Origin of the sequence: Mesorhizobium sp. M3A.F.Ca.ET.175.01.1.1 (genome assembly GCF_004791945.1) — a bacterium.
In the GTDB taxonomy this organism is placed as follows: Bacteria; Pseudomonadota; Alphaproteobacteria; order Rhizobiales; family Rhizobiaceae; genus Mesorhizobium.
The window spans coordinates 150,615-170,600 of sequence record NZ_SRTP01000013.1 but is presented as its reverse complement, the minus strand read 5'-3'; the positions used below and the strand labels follow the sequence as shown (position 1 = coordinate 170,600).

Sequence of the window (19,986 nt, the reverse complement as noted above, 5' to 3'; positions counted from 1 at the left end):
GCATCCGGTTTCGTGTCGCACGTGGCGGCGAATATATGTGGCGCCTCAGGCGATTGAAAGAAGGAAGACAAGGAGGCGCGTCAAAACAAAAGAATTGCTCAGGCCCTTGAAAGACAAGGCAAGCATGCCAATGGCGCCAGTAGTGCGCGTCGCCTTCGTCCGGCTTTAGCTGATATGACTTAACTTCCTGTTTTTACGGCGCCTTAGTCCGCTTGAGGCATACCATCGAATTGTCGCCGAAATGATCGCTTCAAACATGGCCGATGCCAGCCTCTTGGCGCTGCTCACGGTTTCGGGTCGGCCTCGAGATAGGCGATCACATTGGCGATGTCTTCGTCGCTGGTCAGTCCGCTGAAGCCCATCTTGTTGCCGGGAACCTTCTGCTTGGGCGCCTTGAGATACTCGGCTAGGTTGGCTTCGTCCCAAACGAGCCCGGCCGCGCCAGCCTCCTTCATGGCCTGCGAATAGTGGCTGGCGAAGCTTTCCGCCGAGCCGGCCTTGCGCCCGACGACGCCCATCAGATGCGGGCCGACCCTGTCGCGGTCGGTCGCCGCCTCGTGGCAAGCGATGCAGCGATTGAAGACCTTCTTGCCGAGCGCCGCGTCGCCACCCGCATGCGCGGCAAGACCGCCGGCAAGCAGGAAGATGACGGCAGACGAAATGGCGCGAAGCATGGCTGATCCCGAAGAATTCTGGCTCTCGGCCTTATACGGCCGAAGCCTTAACAAACGCTACGCTCGCGATGGCGGCGCGATCTCTGCGGATCAGGCGCATGCACTCGGGCCGACACGGGCGTGGCGGTTGATCGCGCTGGCGACGCTTGGCATGCGGCTCGGCTGGCGATTTATGCGACGTGACGCGGCCGATCCGCTCAACGCTTCATGAAGCCGATGAAATCGTCGGGCAAGGTGCGGCCCATCTCTTCTTCCCAGTGCCGGCGGCAGAGCGAGACGTAGACGTCCTTGCCGATTGCCACCTGCTCGCCCTGTCGCGCAACCTTGCCGTCGGGGCCGAGGCGCACCACCATCGTCGCCTTGCGGCCGCAGCGACAGATGGTGCGCACTTCGCGCAGCTCGTCGGCGATGGCGAGCAGCGCGCGCGAGCCGGAAAACAGCTTGCCCTGGAAGTCCGTGCGCAGGCCATAGCACATGACCGGAATGTTAAGTCGGTCGGCGATGCGGGCAAGCTGCCAGACCTGCTCTTCCTCGAGGAACTGCGCTTCGTCGACGAAGATGCAATGGACGTTCTGGTGCTGGTGATGCTCGGCGACACGGGCATAGAGATCGTCGCCGTCGCGAAACATCTCCGCTTCGGCCTCGAGGCCGATGCGCGACGAGATCAGCCCGCTGTCACCTTTGCGATAGTGGCCGGCGACGAACAGCATCGTCGTCATGCCGCGCTCGCGATAATTGTAGGACGCCTGCAGGAGCATCGTCGTCTTGCCGGCGTTCATCGTCGCGTAGTGGAAATACAGCTTTGCCATGGCTGTCCTTTTAAGACGACTTGCCGAGCGGCGGGGAGGGGGCGGCTGCACCGTCCACCAAAAAAGCGACACCTATCGGAAAAGCGACGGCATGTCGCTGAATGGCCAGCGCGCGGCGTTCATCGTGATGTGGCACCGCTTGAAACCACTTCAAAATGATGTTTGGCTGACGAAACAAGGCGGCGCAAGAACCGTGAATTCGCATCGCCTAAGAATCGCAATGGGAGAAAAGTTGATGTCGCGTATGAAATCTTTCGTCGCCGGGCTCGGCCTGGCGGCGCTTCTGTCTACGACCGCTGCTTACGCGGGCGATCCGGCGAGTTGCAAGGCCGTGCGGCTGTCGGATGTCGGCTGGACCGACATCCAGGCCACGACCGGTCTGGCGTCGGTGCTGCTCACCGCGCTCGGCTACGAGCCGCAGGTGATCCAGCTTTCGGTGCCGGTGACCTATGCTTCGCTGAAGAACAAGGACCTCGACGTCTTCCTCGGCAACTGGATGCCGTCGATGACCAACGACATCAAGGACTATACTGCTGACGGTTCGGTCGAAACCATCAGCCAGAACCTCGCTGGCGCCGGTTACGGCATCGTCGTGCCGACCTATGTCGCGGATGCCGGCGTCAAGACGCTGACCGACCTCGGCAAGTTCAAGGACAAGTTCGGCGGCAAGATCTACGGCATCGAGGCCGGCAATGACGGCAACCGCATCATCCTCGACATGATCAAGAACCCGAAGGACAATCTGGAAGGCTTCGAACTGGTGGAATCCTCGGAGGCCGGCATGCTGACGCAGGCCGAGCAGTCGATGAAGAACAATGAATGGATCGCCTTCCTCGGCTGGACGCCGCATCCCGTCATGGGGGCCATGAAGATCACCTACCTCGACGGCATGGGCGACAGCGGCTTCGGCGCCGCGACCGTCTCGACCAACGTGCGCAAGGGCTACACCACCGAGTGTCCGAACGTCGGCAAATTCATCGCCAATCTCAAGTTCAATCTCGACATGGAAGGCGAAATGATGGACGCCATCCTCAAGGGTGGCGATGCCAACACCGTCGCGACGGACTGGCTGAAGAAGCATCCGGATGCAGTGACGCCCTGGATCGCCGGCGTCACCACCTTCGACGGCGGCGACGCCGCCGCCGCGGTCAAGACCGCGCTCGGGGGCTGAGCCGGCTTTGAGGTCGGCATGATCGAATGAAGGGCAGCCACTGGAAAAGGCTGCCCTTTTTCATATGCTGTGAGACTGTCCGGCAAGGACAGCGAAGATCAATGAGGGGAAGATGGATCCAATTTCGAAATTTCTGGTCGCCTACAAAATCCCCATAGGTCCGTGGGGAAAGGCTTTCTTCGGGTTTCTCACCGACAATTTCGACACCATCTTCAGGGCTTTTTCCAACGGCCTGAATTTCCTGCTCGACGGTCTGGTCGACATTCTGCTCCTGGTGCCGCCGGTGCTCCTGGCGCTGGTCATAGCCGTCATCGCCTGGTTCCTGCAGCGCTCGCGGCCGCTGGCCATCGCGGTCTTCATCGGCCTTCTCTTCATCATCAACCAGAACCTATGGAAGCAGACGGTGCAAACGCTGGTGCTGGTGGTAGCGGCGGCTGCCATGGCCATGGCGATCGGCGTGCCGCTCGGCATCTGGGCGGCGCATAAGCCGAAGGTCTATCGCTTCATGCTGCCTGTGCTGGACTTGATGCAGACGCTGCCGACCTTCGTCTACCTGATCCCGGTGCTGACCCTGTTCGGCCTTGGCAATGCGCCCGGCCTGATCGTCACCATCATCTTCGTCATCCCGACCGCCGTCAGACTTACCCATCTGGGCGTCGTCTCGGTGCCGAAGGCGATCATCGAGGCCGGCGAATCCTTTGGCGCCACCAAGAGCCAGCTTTTATGGAAGGTTGAATTGCCCTCGGCGCTGCCCACCATCATGGCGGGACTGACACAGTCGATCATGCTGTCACTGTCGATGGTGGTGTTTGCCGCGCTCATCGGCGCCGGCGGCCTCGGCACTGAAATCAACCGCGCGCTCGGCTCGCGCCGCATCGATCTCGGACTTGAAGCCGGCCTCGCCATCGTCGTGCTCGCTATCGTGCTCGACCGCATGACCCGCATCGGCGTTGGAGGCAAGAAATGACCGTCGCCGTTGATTTCAAGAATGTCGATATCGTCTTCGGCGCCGACCAGGCTGGGTCGCTGGCGCTGATCGATCAAGGGGCCAGCCGCGCCGAGATCCTCGAAAAGACCGGCAATGTGCTGGGCTGCGCGGGTGCAAGCCTCACCGTGCATGAAGGCGAGATCTCGGTGCTGATGGGCCTGTCGGGCTCCGGCAAGTCGACGCTGCTCCGGGCCGTCAATCGGCTCAATGTCGTGTCGCGCGGGCAGGTGCTGGTCAAGGACGGCGACCGCACCGTCGACGTCGTGACGTGCGACGAAGCGACGTTGCGGCGGTTGCGGCAGAAGCAGGTCGCGATGGTGTTCCAGCAGTTCGGTCTGCTGCCATGGCGCACCGTGGAGGAAAATGTCGGCTTCGGCCTCGAGCTTGCCGGCGTGCCGGAAGCCGAGCGCAAGGAGCGGGTCAGAAAGCAGCTTCAGCTCGTCAACCTCGACCAGTGGTCGAAGAAATACGCGCATGAGCTTTCGGGCGGCATGCAGCAGCGTGTCGGTCTTGCTCGGGCCTTCGCCACCGAGGCGCCGATCCTTTTGATGGACGAGCCGTTCTCGGCGCTCGATCCGCTGATCCGCACCAAGCTGCAGGACGAGCTTCTGCAGCTTCAGGCGGAGCTGAAGAAGACCATCATCTTCGTCAGCCACGACCTCGAGGAGGCGCTGAAGATCGGCAGCCACATCACAATCATGGAGGGCGGTCGGATCGTCCAGACCGGTGCGCCCGAAGACATCGTGCTCAGGCCCGCCAACGACTACGTCCGGGACTTCATCGCCAATGTGAATCCGCTTTCGGTGCTGACAGCTTGGAACGTGATGCGCGACCGGCGGGATCTCGAACAAGGCGAGAATGGCTGGGTGTGGCTCGACCGCCGCAAGACGACGCGCTTCAAGATCGATGAGCATGGGCTGGTGACGGCGGCCGAACGCCACGGAAAGCCTGCGGTTTGGGTGTCCTGCGCCGATGTCGAGAGGCAGCCGGACGAAGGCGGTCAAGTGTTCTGGGCCAATCCCGGCACGTCTCTGAAGACGGTGATGCTGGCCATGCACCGGTCGCAGACAGCGCCGGTGGCGCTGTTCGACGAGCAGTCGCGCTTCGTCGGCGCGATCGGCGTCCGGGACGTGCTGAGCGCGGTCTTACGGCGCTAGAAAGCGCGTCGTGCCGAGCGGAGTGAGGCGACGCGCGTTGGTGCTTGCATGTCGCCAGAACCGCTGCACACTTGTGGGCGACTGCATGAAGCCTCAGCCTTTAGGCCTAGCATGGGGTGTTCCGCTGGCGGGCATCCCATGCTTGTCTTATGCTGCCGGGGAGCCGATCTAGGCCGGCAGCCGCAAGGGGGCGTGGATGATCTTCCGTCAGCTCTTCGATTCCGTTTCGGGCACCTATTCCTACCTGCTCGCCAGCCGCCGCGGCGGCGAGGCGCTGATCATCGATCCGGTGCTGGAAAAGGTCGAGCGCTACCTGCAACTGGTCAACGAGCTCGATCTCAGGCTGGTCAAGGCGGTGGACACGCATCTCCATGCCGATCACATCACCGGTCTCGGCGCGTTGCGCGACAAGACGCATTGCGTCACCGTCATGGGCGAGCAGACCAAGGCGGACGTGGTGTCAATGCGGCTTGCCGACGGCGACAAGCTGGCCATCGAGGGGCTGGCGCTGGACGTCATCTACACGCCTGGCCATACCGACGATTCCTACAGCTTCATCCTGCCGGACCGCGTCTTCACCGGCGATACGCTGCTCATTCGCGGTACCGGGCGCACCGATTTCCAGAACGGCGATCCGCGGCAGCAGTATGAGTCGATCTTCGGCCGCCTGCTCAAGCTGCCGGACGAGACGCTGATCTTCCCGGCGCACGACTACAAGGGGGAGACCGTGTCGACCATCGGCGAGGAGAAAGCTTTCAACCCGCGCCTGCAGGTGAAATCGGTCGACGAATATGTCGAGATCATGAACAATCTGAAGCTTTCCAACCCGAAGATGATGGATGTCGCGGTGCCGGCCAATATGAGGGTCGGGCTGCACCAGGACGACATCGCCAGTCGCGGCTGGTCGGTGACCGCCGAAGAGGCGCTGGCGCTGGTCGGACGGCCCGATGTGGCGCTGATCGACCTGCGCGAGCAGACCGAGCGCGAGCGCCACGGCGTCATTCCGGGCGCGATCCATCTGCCCTATGCGCGGCTGCAGGAAAACATCACCCCGGGCGGCATGCTGCACGAGCTGGCAAAATCGACGACCAAGCAGATCCTGTTCTATTGCGCCTTCGGCGAACGCTCGGCGATGGCCGTGCAGGCGGCCCAGGACGTCGGCATTGCCAGCGCCCGCCACATCCAGGGCGGCATCGATGCGTGGAGGAAGGCGAGCGGACCGCTCATGCGCTAGGCGTGCCGATGTTCAGGTGATGCCGGCGTTGCCGGTGGATCAATGCAATCCGATGAGCTTGGCGCCATTGCGGAACAGGGCTTGGCCGTCACGATCGAAGCGGAAGGTGGCGATGAAATCGTCGGCCCGGTAATCCGGCAAGGTGTTGCGGATCGCGGCGGCAAACTTCCGCGCCTCGTCCAGTCGCCCGGCCAGAGCCAGGCAATGCGCGGCGATGGCCAGGATAATGACATGGGCATTGGGCCGGGCTGCCGCCTTCAGGGCCCATTCCGAGGCCTGCTCGAATTCGCCCAGCCGCGCATGGGCCATGGCGCGCGCGCCCATCATGCCGAACAGCAGCGGATCGAACGGGCTGAGATGGCGCGAGTGGTCGGATGAGCCGATCGCCGATTGCGGGTCGCCGGACTGCGAGTGCACGAAGGACAATGCATAATGGCCGAGCGCGAAGTTCGGGCTGAGGTCGACGGCCTTCGACAGCTCGAGCAAAGACCCGTCCCCGTCGCCGCGCATCCATAGCGCCCGGCCCATGGCCCAGTGCGCGGCCGGGTTGCGGTCGTCGACGAGAAGGCTTTGGCCGGCGCTTTCAAAGGCAAGGGCCGCCTCCCGGTCGCGATCGCCCCAGCGCTGGAAGGCGTTCTGCCAATGGGTGAAGGAAAGCCCGGCATAGGCGCGGGCGAAGGTGGGGTCGAGCTTCAGCGCTTCGTTGAAGAACTGCTGCGCCAGTTCGTTCTCCTGGCGGGTGAAGCGGTACATGTGCCAGAGGCCGCGATGATAGGCCTCCCAGGCATTGAGCGAGTTGGGCGCCTTCAGCATCGCGCGATTGCGCTCGACCATCGCGATCTCGGCCGCGATCGAGGAGACGATGCTGTTGCCGATGCCCTCGATGACGGTGAAGATTTCATCCGGCCTGTGCTCGAAGGTCTCGGTCCAGACAATTCTGGCCGTGCGCACTTCGACGAGCTCGACCGCGACCATGACGCGGCCGGACAGGCTGCGGACCGAGCCCGTCGCAACATAGTCGACATTGAGCCTGCGCCCGGCGTCTTCGGGTGCGATGTCCTTCTCGGCGAGCGCAAAGACCGAGCCGCGGGCGATGACGAAGAAATCCCGAAGCTTGGCGAGGCGCGTGATGATGTCGTGCGTCAGGCCGTCGGCCAGCCCACCGCGGAAAGTGCCGATGCCGGCGGCTTCCGCAAACGGCATCACCGCCAGCGAGGCCCGGCGCGTCGCAGCCGGTTCGGAATCGGCCGCAACGATCGGCGGTTGCGGAGCCAGGAACGGCAGCCCGGATCGGGCGCAGGGCGTCGCGCTGAGGTTGCGGGCCCTGATCTCCTGCCATGCCTCGCGCAACGGGGTGAAATCCAGCTCTTCCGAGTGGAACAGCTCCGCCGCGGTGGCAAGGTGCTCCTCGCCGGCGCCGATCTGTCCGCGCCGTGCGAGACTTTCCAGCAGCGCGACATGCGCGCGCCCGTCGAACGGCGCCAGCTCCAGCCATTTGTCCAGATAGACGCCTGCTTCATCGGCGCCCTGCGGGAGAAGACCGATGATGTGCTCCAGAACGGCGACGTGGCATGAGCTGAAACGGCGGCGTTGAGCGGTCAGCCAGCTGGTGAAATGCGGGCTTCGATCGAGCTCCAGCCCGTCGAGGAAATCGCCGGCAAAAAGTTGCTCGAGCGCCCGCAGGCGTTCGAGGCTGAGCGTATCGATACCTTCCGTCGCCGCGGCGGCCGCTTCGAGGGCATCGACATGCAAATCGACGAGGCGAAGCGCCACCGTGTCGCCTTCGGTCTCGATCCTGTGGCGGCCCGGCTCGTCCAAGGCGCCGCGAAGCTTGCTCAGGCACCAGCGAAGCTCGCCGCGCGGATCGTTGGGCACATCCCAGAGAAGTTCGCAAAGCCGGCTGCGGCTGACCGGGTGTGGCGCGAGCGCCAGATAGGCAAGCAATGCGCGCAGCTTGCGCGAGGAAGGCAGCGTGACGGGCGCGCCGCCACGAGCAATCGCCAGTTGCCCAAGCAGTCGTACGGACAGGCCGGCGACGGTGTCGTTCAGGCTCGATCGGGTGGATTCCACGTATGTTTCCACGCTCTCTCCAACGCTCACCAGTTGGTCCATGTTCTATCACCAAAGACGACAGGAAGCATCCGGCAGCCCCATTCCGTGCCGGAATGCCGCCGTTGCCGCATCCGCGGCAGGTCGAGCAACCCTAGCGCGGCAACGTGTCGAAACCGCGCCGCCGAAGCCGCCGGTTTGTAACCGGCATGTGAGATATCGAGGAGAGAAGCCCATGCTGCAGAAGTTAAAAATCAGGACCACTGCCGGTCGCGGCCGGCTGTTCGACAGCATTCTGGACACGGTCGGCGACACGCCGGTGATCCGTATCAACAATCTCGGCCCGGCCCATGCGACGATCTATGTCAAGGCCGAGTTCTTCAATCCGGCGGCCTCCGTGAAGGACCGGCTGGCGCTCAACATCATCGAGGAAGGCGAGCGCAGCGGCAAGCTGAAGCCCGGCCAGACCGTGGTCGAGGCGACGAGCGGCAACACCGGCATCGGGCTCGCCATGGTTTGCGCGCAAAAGGGCTATCCGCTGGTGGTGACGATGGCCGACAGCTTCTCCGTCGAACGCCGCAAGCTGATGCGCATGCTCGGCGCCAAGGTGGTGCTGACGCCGCGCGCCCAGAAGGGTTTCGGGATGTACAAGAAGGCGGTCGAGCTCGCCGAAGCCAATGGCTGGTTCCTGGCCCGCCAGTTCGAAACCGAAGCCAATGCCGCTATCCACGAGGCGACGACGGCGCGCGAGATCATCAACGATTTCGCGGGCTCCAGGCTGGACGTGCTGGTCACCGGCTACGGCACCGGCGGCACGGTGGCCGGCGTCGGCCGCGTGCTGCGCCGCGAGCGACCGGAGGTCAAGATCGTGCTGGCCGAACCGGCCAACGCGCAGCTGATCGGCAGCGGCAAAGGGCAGGAGCGCGGCGCCGGCGGCGCGCCGGCGGCGAGCCACCCGGCTTTCGAGCCGCATCCGATCCAGGGCTGGACGCCGGACTTCATTCCCAACGTGCTGCAGGAGGCGATCGACAAGCGCTACTATGACGAGGTGGTGCCGATTGCGGGTCCCGAAGGCATCAAATGGGCGAAGGCGCTGGCGCAGCAGGAAGGCATCTTCACCGGCATCTCAGGCGGTGCCACCTTCGCCGTGGCGCGCCAGATCGCCGGAACTGCGCCGGCCGGGTCGGTGATCCTGTGCATGCTGCCCGACACCGGCGAGCGCTACATGTCGACGCCGCTTTTCGACGGCATCGAGGCCGAGATGGATGCGGAGGAAACGGCGCTGTCGCGGTCGACGCCGAGCTGCCAGTTCGACGCCTGAAGCCAAGTCGCGGCGCCATTCGTTTTCGGGTGGCGCCGCCGTGATTGGTTGCACATCGGCCGATCTGGGAAAGGCTGTGGGAGAAATCGCATGGACAGCTTGCGGGAACTAATGGCCACTGAAGAAACGCTCGATCCGGCGGACTGGGCCGATGTTCAGGCTCTGTCGCACCGGATCGTCGACGACGCCATCGGACATCTGCGGGATGTGCGGGAACGTCCTGTGTGGCGCGAGATGCCGGCCGAGGTTCGCGCGTTCTTTTCAGCACCGCTGCCGCACGAACCGTCGTTGATCGCCGACGTCTACGGCGAGGTTGCCCGCAATGTCATGGCCTATCCGATGGGCAACATCCATCCGCGTTTCTGGTCCTGGTATATGGGCTCGAGCAATTTCACCGGCGCGCTCGGCGACTTCCTGGCGGCGATCCAGGGCTCGAATCTCGGCGGCGGCAACCATGCCGCCGGGCTGATGGACAGCCAGGTGGTCGACTGGTTGAAGGAGATGGTCGGTTTCCCGGCCTCGGCCAGCGGCACGCTGGTCAGCGGCGGCTCGATGGCCAATATCATCGGACTGACCGTGGCGCGCAACGCCAAGGCAGGTGTCGATGTTCGGGAGAGTGGCGTCGGCGCGATCCCGAAGCCGCTGCGCTTCTACGCTTCCGACCAGGTCCATTCCTGCCATCGCAAGGCGATGGAGGTGCTCGGCCTCGGCAACCGGGCGCTGCGGCGCATTCCAACGGATGCCGCGTTGCGGATCGACGTCGATGCGCTCAAGCGCGCAATCGCGGAGGATCGTGAGGCAGGTTTCAAGCCGGCCTGCGTGATTGGCACCGCCGGCACCGTCAACACGGGCGCCCTGGACGATCTTCGATCGTTGGCCGCGTTGGCGGCCGAGGAAGACATGTGGTTCCATGTCGACGGCTGCATCGGTGCGCTGATCGCCATCGCGCCGCAGAACGCGTCGCTTGTGGCCGGCATCGAGCAGGCCCACTCCATTGCGCTTGACCCGCACAAATGGCTGCACGTGCCGTTCGAGGCGGGATGCGCGCTGGTGCGCGACGCATCCGCACACCGCAACGCTTTCGCTGTCACGCCGGAATATCTGGAATCGACGCCGCGCGGTCTCGCCTCAGGGCAATGGCTGCACGATTTCGGTCTGCAGACATCACGTGGTTTCCGCGCCTTAAAAATCTGGATGGCACTGAAGGAGCACGGCGTCGAGAAGTTCGGCCGGCTCATCGACCAGAACATCGCGCAGGCACGCTATCTCGCCAGTCTGATCGAAGCAGAGCCGGCGCTCGAACTAACAGTGCCGACCACGATCAACATCGTCTGCTTCCGTCATCGGGTGGAGGGCGCTTCCGAGGAACAGCTCAAGGCCTTCAACACCGAGCTTATGCTGCGCCTGCAGGAAGAAGGCATCGCCGCCTTGTCCGACACCACGATTCACGGCCGGCATTGCCTGAGAGTGGCGATCACCAATCACCGCACGCGGCGCGACGATCTCGACCTGCTGGTGCGTGAAACGCTTCGCATCGGCAGGGAAGTCGAGGTTGCGGGCCTCATCTGACGTGAGCCCGTTCAAGCCGCCTCATTCGGGCAAGCCGGCCAGCCGCAGCGCCTCGACATATTTGGCGAAATAGGCTGGCCTGATCTGCCCAACGCGGTGCTTGAGGCTGGAGAGCGTCAGTTCCGGGTCGAGCTGCAGCGAACGCGCGATATACTTGCGCGCGGCATCGGGCCTGCCGGCCATGGCGTTGCTGGCCGCCGCCACGCGCAATCCGGTGAGATAATAGGGCTGCGCGCGGGAAGCCGCCTCGGCGAGCGGCCAGGCGGCATCGTAACGCCCGGCTACGAAATGGGCGAAGGCGGTAAAAGTCTGCATGAAGAAGGTCAGCGGATCGAGCGGGCTCAGCCGTCTTGCCCGCGACAGATGCTCGATGGCGATGTCGGGATCGTCGTGACACGCCTTGAGGCAGCCGCTGGCGCTCCAGGCGGCAGCGCAGTTCGGGTTGAGCACAAGCGCGCGGTCGGCCAGTGCCGAGCCGGCCTCGTAGTCGCCGAAGATATAGCCCAGCGCCAGGCCGCTGAAGGCCAGCGCCACCGCGTCGTCCTGGCCTGAAATGGCGACGTTGCCGACCAGCCGGGAGACCTCGGCGGCTTCCTTCTGGCGGTCGCTCATCCAGCCATTCGCCATTCGCCAGAAATAGCACCAGGCGGCCGCGCCCTGGGCGGCGGCAAAATCGGGGTCGCGCTCGATAGCCTTGTAGAACTGCGGCAGAGCCTCCTCCAATCCTTCTTTCGTCCAGCGGTAAAGGCTTGCCATGCCGCGCAGATAGTGGTCGTAGGCGTCGAGACTTTCGGTGGGTTTGCGCTTGGCGCGCGCCATCTCGGCCTGTTCGAGCTTGGGCGAAATTGCACCGATGACGCTGGATGCGACGAGGTCCTGCAGTTCGAACACCTGCGAGACATCGCCTTCGAAACGGTCGGCCCAGAGGCTCACGCCCGCCGCCGCCTCGATGAGCTGGCCTGCCACACGCAGCCGGCTGCCCGCCCTGCGGACGCTGCCCTCCAGCACGTAGCGCACCCCGAGTTCCCGCGCTACGCGCGTGACGTCGACGGCTTGGCCCTTGTAGGCGAAGGCGGAATTGCGCGCGATGACGAACAGCCAGTTCACATGCGACAGCGCCGTCGTGATCTCCTCGACCACGCCGTCGGTGAAATATTCCTGCTCGGGGTCGCCGCTCATGTTCTGGAACGGCAGGACGGCAATCGACGGCTTTTCCGGCACCGAGGCAGTCGGGTGCGGCGGCTCCGCCGTCGCTTCCAGGCGGGACGGTTCGACCTCGGGCGTCGGCTCTTTCAGGCGCGCTGTGACGGGCGCTTCAATGCGTTCGACCAGCGCCCGCGTCGCTTCTTCGGGCTCGACACCGAGCTCGCGCTGCAGCGCGTCCTTGCAGGTCAGGAACTGTCGGAAGGCATCATTGGTCTTGCCGCGGCGGCGCAGGATGCGGATCAGGGCCCGGTGGGCCTGCTCGGCGCACGGATCGAGCGTGACCAACCGTTCGGCCAGTGTTTCACAGGCTTGTTCCTCGCGCGGCCCCAACTCGGGCAAGAGGCTCAGCCGCTCGGCCAACTCCAGCGCCTTACGGGTATAGCTCGCCCGAAGTGGCGCAAACCATTCGTCGATCTCGCCGGGAAATGACAGCCCATCGAGCAGGTCACCGTAGTAGAGGTCGGCTGCCGCCGTCAGGCTCGTGCCGTCTTCGGCCTGAATCTTCCGGTCGAAAATCCAGATGTCGGTTTCCTCGGCATTCGCCGCCAGCCAGATGGTGTCGGCATTGCCTTCAATGCGAATGGCTTCGTCGCCGGTGGACGGAAACAGGCGCCTGATGTCGACCAGGGCCTGGCGCAGGCTGTTTCGCGCCTGCTGCTCGCCGCTGTCGGCCCACAGCATAGCCGCCAGCCTTTCGCGGCGAACCCCCTTGGGTCCGGCCAGAACGAGCGCGGCAAAGAGCAGCGACGTCTTGCGCGTCGCGAAGTGCAGAGGTTGTCCGTCTGCGGAGACAACCTCGATGCCGCCAAGCAATCGAATGTGCACTCCGGCCCCCGTGAAACAGCCGTTGGAAGAATATCACGTCCCGCCGCCGACTTAACGACGATTTAGCGCGGTTTTTCCGAAGGTTTCACACGTGGATGAACGTTGGCAAAGCGCGCCGGCGGGACATTGCCCTCGTGAGTTCCAACGAGGGAGCGTGACAATGACCTATATCAGCTTGAGGACCTTCCAGCCGACCACCCGCCATGCCGGCACGTTCGCCGCCAATATCGCGACCGTCCTCGCGGCGCTGCGGCGCCGATACCGGGATGCCATGCAGCGCAGGGCCTTGGCCGGCCTGTCGATGCCCGAACTGAAGGATCTCGGCTACCCTGCCGATGAAGCCCCGGCCGATGTCGCGGCTGGCGGCCGCCTCACCCGGCAGCGCCCATTGCGGTGACCCCCGATGTTGCCGGGCTGGCTGTCCTCAGCCTGCCCCAGCAGGCAGCGGCGCCCCCGGCAGATAAAGCATGATCGGCCTTATCTCGTAGACGGCCGTGGGATTGACGCGCCTGAGGTCGCGCGCCACCGCAATTGCTTCATCCTGGTTTGCGCAATCGATGACATAGAGGCCGAGCAACTGTTCTTTGGTTTCGGCAAAGGGACCGTCGATCACCATGCCGTCGCCGGGACCGCGCAGGGTGACGGCTTGCGCGGTCGCGCCCAGCCTCGCCGCCGGTCCAAGCTTGCCGGCGCGGGTCAGCCTGTCGTTGATCTCGAGCAGGTCTTTCATCAGCGCCGCATCCTCCTCGGGCGTCCAGGACTGCACGGTCTGTTCGACGTGATAGGCAAGGATTGCGTAGAACATGGTTCGGTTTCCTCGAGCCGTTGTGGCGCGGCACTATCACAAGGATGGCGCCGCCGATCCAGCCCCGATCCGGCCCTGGAGGGCAGGCGACTGGCCGCCTGCTGACTCAAGCTGCCAGCGGCAGGCGCAGTTCCGTCAGCAGGCCGCCGCCGGGATGATTGGAAAGACTGATCTCGCCGCCTGCGGCCCGGGCGATGTTGCGGGCAATGGTGAGGCCGAGGCCCAGGCCGCCGGTCTCGCGGTTGCGCGATTGCTCTATGCGCACGAAAGAGCCGAACACCTCATCCAGCTTGGCCTGCGGGATGCCCGGGCCCTCATCGCGGATGGTGAGCTTGATCGCATCGCCCGAGCGTTGCACGCTGAGATGAGCCTTCTTGCCGTAAGTCACGGCGTTCTGGACGAGATTGGTGACGCAGCGACGCAGCGCCACCGGTCGCGCCGTGCAGATCAGGCCGCGCGAGCGCGCTGCGTCGTCGTCGAACGAGGCGTCCTCGAAGGCGTCGGCGACCGCCTCCACCAACGACCAGAAGTCGATGCGCTCAGCCTTTTCCTCGGTGACCTCGAATTTGGCGAAGTCGATGACCGAGCTGGCGATGCTCTCGATGTCGGCGAGGTCGTGCGCCAGCGCCTCGCGCGCCGGCGATTTCCGCAGCAGTTCGAGGCGCAATCGCATCCTGGTCAGCGGCGTGCGCAGATCGTGGGCCAGGGCGGCGGCAAGATGCTCGCGATCCTCGACATAGTCGCGCAGTCTGCTCTGCATGGCGTTGACCGCCTTTGCAGCAGCGCGGATCTCGCGGCTGCCGGTCTCGGCGATGGGCGGACTCTTCAGGTCTTTGCCAATGCGGTTGACCGCGGTTTCCATCATCCGGTAGGGCGCGGTCAGGCGGCGCAGCGACCAGATCGACATCACCACCACAAGCCCGGCGATCAGGACATAGAGCGGCAGGCTGTCGAAGCTGAGGATCGGTCCGGCCGGGGTGATCGGCTCGGTGAAGTTCAGCCACTGCCCGTCCGCGAAGCGCAGCGATGCGGTCAGCTTGTCGCTCTGGGCGAAATCCGCGGCCAGCACCAGAAGGTCGCGCTCGACCTGGCCGACGTCCTTGTTCGCGACCCGGCCGTCGGGAATGTCGGCCTCCTGTGTGGCGGGGTCGCGCCGCACACGCGCGTCAGTGATGCCGAATTTGGACAAGCGGCCCACCAGGATATCCTCCAGCTCGGCGAGCTGGTCATCACCTGCGATCGACGAGGTCACCGCCGGCGTGTCCGTGACCGTCAGCGCATAGGTGGCGTTGAACAGGCCGGACGCGGTCGCCTTGCGCTCCTCCGGCGTGGCGTCATGCATCAGCTGCACGAGCGAATAGGCTCGGTCGTTGAGACGGTAGAGATCGACCACGTCATTGGCTGCGGCGCGGTCGCGCGAGACGATGTAGAGCGTTGCCACCTGGCTGATCATCAGGCCGGCAATCACGATCAGCAGCACCCAGACCGGCAGGGTTTGCGGCAGGAAGCGTCTCATTCGGACGTCGTTTCAGGCAGGAACTGATAGCCGCCGCTGCGCACGGTCAGGATCAGCTTCGGCGTCTTGGGGTCGTCCTCCATCTTGCGGCGCAGGCGGCTCACCAGGATGTCGACGCTGCGGTCGAAGCTGTAGCCGGTATCGCCGCCGGACAGCTCGATCAGCTGCTCGCGGGTGAGCACGCGCTGTGCGCTCTTGACGAAGGTCTGCAGCAGGTTGAACTCCGCCATCGTCAGCTCCACGCGGACGTCGTCGGGTGCCGTCAGACGACGGCGTGAGCAGTCCATGGTCCAGCCGGCGAAGCGGTAGACCTGCCTGGCCGCGGGCCGGCGCGGCTCGGCCGCGCCGTTGCGCCGCAACACCGCCCGGATGCGCGCCAGGAGCTCGCGGGGGTCGAAGGGTTTCGGGACATAGTCGTCCGCGCCCATTTCGAGGCCGACGACCCGATCCGTCGTTTCGGTGACCGCCGTCAGCATGATGATCGGGGTGGTGTAGTTGGCGCGGATCTCGCGGCAGAGCTCCAGTCCGCTTTTGCCGGGCAGCATGACATCCAGAACGATGAGGTCGACCTGCGCTCGGCGCAGGATCGCTTCCATCTCGGTGCCGTCGGCGGCCACCGTCGTGTGCAGCCCCCGCTTCTGGAAAAACTCCTGAAGCAGGTCCCGTATGCCCTTGTCGTCATCGACGATGAGTATGTGCGCGTCGGATTTCACGAGAACCCCGCGGTTGCTTGGCCAAGCCGTCTTTCGGTGACACCCACACGATAGAATTCGGGCCACATCTTGGCCAGGGGCGGCGATAGTGGCCGCATTGGCCTCCCCAGAAACAATTCAGAAACAAAATTCTACAGTCGGGAAAAACTCGTGAAAAATTACAAGGGCATAACCGGTGCCGTGGCGGTCAGGTCATCGGCTGCGACGCGAGTTTCCGGAGTAACGGACAAGGCCAATGCAGAGGTTCACGATCAGCTTGATGGGGGCGTTGCTCAGCATGTCGCTCATCACAGCCGCGGCCGGTGCCTCCAACGCAAAGGTTACGCCGATCACCCGGACCGAGCGCTGCACCAATCTCAGCCGTCAAGTTGACGAAGCCCTCGAAACCCATGCCGCGGCAACGCAGGTCACCGCGGCGAAAGCACTGCAAAGAAAGGGAAACCGGTTCTGCGCCGCCAAGAAACAGGCACAGGGCATCCGGATGCTCGCAAATGCTTTGAAGCTGCTTGGAGTGACACCGATCGACCCGGTTCAGTGACGCTCACCTCGACCCGCACGAAAAAAGGAAATGAAACCATGAAAAAGTCCCTCCTCTCCGCCCTCGGCCTCGGTGTTGCTCTCGCCTTCTCGATGCCGGCTCTCGGCAATGCTGCCGCGACCACGACCGCTGCTCCGGCTGCTTCGACGACCACCACGGCTCCGGCCGCTGCCGCTCCGGCCAAGACCGCTCCGAAGAAGGTTTCCGCCAAGAAGGTCTGCAAGGTGACCAAGACCCACAAGTGCCCGGTGAAGAAGGCGCCGAAGAAGGACGTGAAGAAGTCCTGATCCAGGCTCTCGCAGCTGATCTTGCAAGCCGCTCCAGCCATTGTGGCTGGGGCGGCTTTCTGGCGGCCGAAGCTTGACGCCGGAGCTTCCGCCGCGCGCTCCGATCCTTAACCCGATAGCAATGCCGGTGCCGTAGGACAATCCGCATGAAGAAGCGGCTTTCGTCCCTGATGCGCTCGCTGACCCTGGGCGGCCTGGTCGCCACCGCGGCGGCAAGAGCGTTGATCATCTTCACGGCCAGCCCTGTGCCTGATCCCGCCAGCGGCAGAACCGAGCCGGAACTCTTCGCGCCGGTGATTTCATCGAGCTTCGACTACATCACGCCGGCGCAGAGCTGGATGCTGATCGTGCTGACCGGCGCGACCCTGATAAGCTTTGCCGCCTGGATGGTTGCCGCGCTCCGGGAGCGCGCTTCCGGCATGGGCGATGGCGGCTCCGGGCGATCCGGCATCCGCCGCACTGCCGGACGGCAGGGCCGTTGAACGCCATTCAGCGCTCCCCCACATAGAGTCCGTCTGCAATCTGCCATCTCCGGCGGAGAAATGGACGTATGCTCTCCAGCGTGAGAAAATGGAAGCGTGCATGGCGGTTATCTTGCGCAATTCCGGACGGAAGACCGCTGAGCACTCCTCCTGGAATTGCTTTGGTTCACAACTGGCCGATTGCGATGCCCGAGACCGTCCTCAAACCCCGTGCCAAGACGCAGCCGAAGACAGAGCGGCCAAAGCTCTACAAGGTCATCCTGGTCAATGACGATTTCACGCCGCGCGAGTTCGTGGTGACGGTGCTCAAGGGTGAATTCAAGCTCAGCGAGGACCAGGCCCATCGCATCATGATCACCGCGCACACACGCGGTGTGTGCGTCGTCGCCGTGTTCACGCGCGATGTCGCCGAGACGAAGGCCGCGCGGGCCACCGATGCCGGCAAGGCCAAGGGCTATCCGCTGCTGTTCACGACCGAGCCGGAAGAGTAGGGCGCTCTGGCAGGGCAAATCGGGGCAATCCGACTTCCCCATAAGGGGAGAGGTAAGAAGCTCAGCGCCCCTCCCGATACCACATGGAGCCGATTGCCAGCAGCAGCAGGCCGAGGCCGAGAAAGCCGCCGAACAACGGCACGCGCGAAACGGCCTTGAGGGTGCTGTCGTCGGTGGTGCGCAGGCCGATCCAGTCGTCGCCGGAAGCAGCGCCAGAGGAGCGGACCGGCACGATCGACGGCAAGGTCACGCCGCCGGCGAGGCTGCCGAGCGTGGAGGTCTGCGCCAGCCGGCGAACGCTGCCGCCGGTCGCCTCCGCAGGGGCCTTCAGCCTGTCCTCGGTGGAAATGACGTCGGAGAATTCGGGCGCGTTGATCGGACCGACATGGGCAAGCGCGGTGAGGTCGCCATTGCCGACCTGGTAGAGGCCGATCTCGCTGGTCTGCAGGCTGCCGGTGAAGATGCCGGGCTCGGCTTTTTCGAGCTTGACCGTCATCGCCTTGCCCGACGGCGTGATCACCTGGGCGGGCCCGGGATCGTCGCTCATCGTCTGGCGGCGGATCTCCAGCACCATGCCACGGCCGTCAGCGGTCAGCCGTTCCTCTTCAAGCTCCGGCTCCTTCATCAGCCAATGGGCAATGCGGCGGTAGAGCTGCACATGCGGTCCGCCGCCCTCGAAGCCACGCGCCCACAGCCAGCCCTGGTCCGAAAGCAGCATGCCGACACGGCCTTCGCCCTTGCGGTCGAGGAGAAGCAGCGGTCGCTCGTCAGCCCCCTTCATCACCACCTCGCCCTCGGGGTTCTTGACCCCGATGGTGCGGAACCAGCGGCTCCAGTGCGGCGGCTCGCTGGCGGCGCCATCGAGGCCGCGCGTCACGGGATGGCGCTGGCCGAGATCGGTAAGACGCGGATAGAAGGCCTTGTCGACGATCTCGCCGCTGGGCATGGCCGGCAGCGCCGACATCAGCGGCGTGCGGGCAATCGAACTTTCGCCGGCATATTCGGGGCCGGCCGCGATCAGCAGCGCGCCGCCCTTTTCGACATATTCGGAGATGTAGTCGTAATAGAGGATCGGCAGCACGTCGCGATGCTGATAGCGGTCGAAGATGATCAGGTCGAAATCCTTGATCTTCTCGACGAACAGCTCACGCGTCGGGAAGGCGATCAGCGACAGCTCGTTGATCGGCGTGCCGTCCTGCTTCTCCGGCGGCCGCAGGATGGTGAAGTGGACCAGATCCACCGATGCATCGGACTTCAACAGGTTGCGCCAGGTGCGCTCGCCGGCGTGCGGCTCGCCGGAGACGAGCAGGACGCGCAGATTCTCCCGGATACCGTCGACGAGCGCGATGGCGCGGTTGTTGGCGTCGGTCAGCTCACCCGGTTCGTGGTCGATGGCGAGCTCGACGATGTTGCGGCCGGCATTGGGGATGGTGACTTCAAGCTTCATCGGCTGGCCGATGGTCGCGTGTTCGACCGAGACCTGCTCGCCATTGACCGAGACCCGGACGTCGACGGGGCCGGTTTCACCGTCGCTGGCAATGACGCGGTAGCTCATGTCGAGCGGCTTGCCGACAAGGCCGAAGCGCGGCGCGTTCTCGAACCTTATGCGGCGGTCCTTCTCATGCTCCTCGCCGGTGATCAGGGCATGCAGCGGGGCGTTGAAGTCCGGAGCGCCGGCCGGGGCGTCGTGCACCTCGCCGTCGGTGATCATGATGGCGCCGCCGATGCGCGAGGGCGGCACATCGCGGAATGCGCTTTCCAGCGCGCTGAACAGCCTGGTCTCGGTGCGCTCGTCGGCGGCTTCCGACTTTCCGGCCTCGACCACGCGCACATCGAATTGCTTGAAACGGCCGAGGCGCTGCTGAAGGCCAGCCAGCGCCTCGTCGGTCTGCCTGGTGCGGTCGCCGATGTCCTGGCTCTGGCTGCGGTCGACCACGACCGCGACCACACTCTTCAACGCCTCGCGCTCCTCGTCGAGGAAAACGGGATTGAGCAGCGCCGCGCCAAGCGCGAGCAGCGCGATGCAGCGCAGCAGCGAGCCGCGCTGGCGGAACCACAGGCCGGCCAGCGCCAATAACAAGAGCGGCGCAAAGACAAGGCCGAAAAGCGGCCAGGAAACCAGCGGCTCAAAGGATATCGACCAGTTCATGA

General features: G+C 64.5%; 20 protein-coding genes. 12 read left to right on the top strand and 8 right to left on the bottom strand.

All coding sequences use genetic code 11. The features are described 5' to 3' along the window. Positions 1-284: 284 nt before the first annotated feature. Positions 285-674, bottom strand: a complete 390-nt coding sequence (locus tag EN818_RS25065) for a cytochrome c family protein (protein ID WP_095807018.1) — start codon at positions 672-674, stop codon at positions 285-287. Between EN818_RS25065 and EN818_RS25060 the strand changes: the two genes are divergently transcribed. Next, positions 673-885: a hypothetical protein gene (locus EN818_RS25060; RefSeq protein ID WP_129553834.1), complete on the top strand. Its 213-nt coding sequence runs from the start codon at positions 673-675 to the stop codon at positions 883-885. The genes EN818_RS25065 and EN818_RS25060 overlap by 2 nt on opposite strands. Here EN818_RS25060 and EN818_RS25055 read toward each other — a convergent pair. Beyond that, positions 872-1,483: a thymidine kinase gene (locus EN818_RS25055; RefSeq protein WP_095807017.1), complete on the bottom strand. Its 612-nt coding sequence runs from the start codon at positions 1,481-1,483 to the stop codon at positions 872-874. The genes EN818_RS25060 and EN818_RS25055 overlap by 14 nt on opposite strands. 235 nt (positions 1,484-1,718) lie before the next feature. Here EN818_RS25055 and EN818_RS25050 point away from each other — a divergent pair, with 235 nt between their 5' ends. The 4 genes from EN818_RS25050 (at position 1,719) to EN818_RS25035 (ending at position 6,033) form a co-directional block, all read left to right on the top strand. Continuing rightward, positions 1,719-2,654: a choline ABC transporter substrate-binding protein gene (locus EN818_RS25050; RefSeq protein WP_095807016.1), complete on the top strand. Its 936-nt coding sequence runs from the start codon at positions 1,719-1,721 to the stop codon at positions 2,652-2,654. A gap of 112 nt (positions 2,655-2,766) precedes the next feature. Then, a complete protein-coding gene (gene choW / locus EN818_RS25045; protein WP_095807015.1) occupies positions 2,767-3,621 on the top strand; it encodes a choline ABC transporter permease subunit in 855 nt (284 codons plus the stop codon). Then, positions 3,618-4,799 carry a choline ABC transporter ATP-binding protein gene (gene choV, locus EN818_RS25040; protein WP_095807014.1) on the top strand — a complete coding sequence of 394 codons (1,182 nt, stop codon included), beginning with the start codon at positions 3,618-3,620 and terminating at the stop codon, positions 4,797-4,799. Before choW ends, choV begins: the two co-directional genes overlap by 4 nt. Before the next feature lie 196 nt (positions 4,800-4,995). Further along, positions 4,996-6,033 carry an MBL fold metallo-hydrolase gene (locus EN818_RS25035; RefSeq protein WP_095807013.1) on the top strand — a complete coding sequence of 346 codons (1,038 nt, stop codon included), beginning with the start codon at positions 4,996-4,998 and terminating at the stop codon, positions 6,031-6,033. A gap of 39 nt (positions 6,034-6,072) precedes the next feature. Here EN818_RS25035 and EN818_RS25030 read toward each other — a convergent pair whose 3' ends face one another. Further along, entirely contained in the window at positions 6,073-8,145 is a 2,073-nt protein-coding gene (locus EN818_RS25030; protein WP_129553835.1) for a transcriptional regulator, read from the bottom strand. A gap of 172 nt (positions 8,146-8,317) precedes the next feature. On the opposite strand from EN818_RS25030, the gene EN818_RS25025 reads away from it, so the two are divergent. Together EN818_RS25025 and EN818_RS25020 are read left to right on the top strand one after the other, a co-directional pair. Next, positions 8,318-9,403, top strand: coding sequence for a pyridoxal-phosphate dependent enzyme (locus tag EN818_RS25025; protein ID WP_095807012.1), 1,086 nt, complete (start codon positions 8,318-8,320; stop codon positions 9,401-9,403). Between the two features lie 90 nt (positions 9,404-9,493). After that, a complete protein-coding gene (locus tag EN818_RS25020) occupies positions 9,494-10,972 on the top strand; it encodes an aspartate aminotransferase family protein (protein ID WP_129553836.1) in 1,479 nt (492 codons plus the stop codon). A 21-nt stretch (positions 10,973-10,993) separates the two neighbouring features. Here EN818_RS25020 and EN818_RS25015 read toward each other — a convergent pair whose 3' ends face one another. Beyond that, positions 10,994-13,003: a BTAD domain-containing putative transcriptional regulator gene (locus EN818_RS25015; RefSeq protein ID WP_095807010.1), complete on the bottom strand. Its 2,010-nt coding sequence runs from the start codon at positions 13,001-13,003 to the stop codon at positions 10,994-10,996. Positions 13,004-13,163: 160 nt separating this feature from the next. Here EN818_RS25015 and EN818_RS25010 point away from each other — a divergent pair, with 160 nt between their 5' ends. Continuing rightward, positions 13,164-13,400 (top strand): DUF1127 domain-containing protein, encoded by a 237-nt coding sequence (locus tag EN818_RS25010; RefSeq protein ID WP_095807009.1) that lies wholly within the window; start codon positions 13,164-13,166, stop codon positions 13,398-13,400. A 27-nt stretch (positions 13,401-13,427) separates the two neighbouring features. Here EN818_RS25010 and EN818_RS25005 read toward each other — a convergent pair whose 3' ends face one another. From EN818_RS25005 to EN818_RS24995, 3 genes are all read right to left on the bottom strand, one after another. Further along, positions 13,428-13,808 carry a YciI family protein gene (locus EN818_RS25005; protein ID WP_095807008.1) on the bottom strand — a complete coding sequence of 127 codons (381 nt, stop codon included), beginning with the start codon at positions 13,806-13,808 and terminating at the stop codon, positions 13,428-13,430. Positions 13,809-13,914: 106 nt separating this feature from the next. Further along, entirely contained in the window at positions 13,915-15,324 is a 1,410-nt protein-coding gene (locus tag EN818_RS25000) for an ATP-binding protein (RefSeq protein ID WP_095807007.1), read from the bottom strand. Continuing rightward, complete coding sequence (locus tag EN818_RS24995) at positions 15,321-16,037, bottom strand: response regulator transcription factor (protein WP_095807006.1); 717 nt, start codon at positions 16,035-16,037, stop codon at positions 15,321-15,323. The genes EN818_RS25000 and EN818_RS24995 overlap by 4 nt, the downstream gene beginning before the upstream one ends. A 235-nt stretch (positions 16,038-16,272) precedes the next feature. Between EN818_RS24995 and EN818_RS24990 the strand changes: the two genes are divergently transcribed. The 4 genes from EN818_RS24990 to clpS all read left to right on the top strand — a co-directional run bounded on the left by EN818_RS24990 (position 16,273) and on the right by clpS (position 17,835). Further along, positions 16,273-16,575, top strand: coding sequence for a hypothetical protein (locus EN818_RS24990; protein ID WP_095807005.1), 303 nt, complete (start codon positions 16,273-16,275; stop codon positions 16,573-16,575). Positions 16,576-16,613: 38 nt separating this feature from the next. Next, on the top strand, positions 16,614-16,862 hold the full coding sequence (locus EN818_RS24985; protein ID WP_095807048.1) for a hypothetical protein: 249 nt from the start codon (positions 16,614-16,616) through the stop codon (positions 16,860-16,862). Between the two features lie 146 nt (positions 16,863-17,008). Then, positions 17,009-17,344, top strand: coding sequence for a hypothetical protein (locus EN818_RS24980; protein WP_245420394.1), 336 nt, complete (start codon positions 17,009-17,011; stop codon positions 17,342-17,344). 185 nt (positions 17,345-17,529) lie between these two features. After that, on the top strand, positions 17,530-17,835 hold the full coding sequence (gene clpS / locus EN818_RS24975; RefSeq protein WP_095807004.1) for an ATP-dependent Clp protease adapter ClpS: 306 nt from the start codon (positions 17,530-17,532) through the stop codon (positions 17,833-17,835). A gap of 61 nt (positions 17,836-17,896) precedes the next feature. Here the strand turns inward: clpS and EN818_RS24970 are convergent, their stop codons facing one another. Further along, positions 17,897-19,984, bottom strand: coding sequence for a hypothetical protein (locus EN818_RS24970; RefSeq protein ID WP_095807003.1), 2,088 nt, complete (start codon positions 19,982-19,984; stop codon positions 17,897-17,899). Positions 19,985-19,986: the final 2 nt, after the last annotated feature.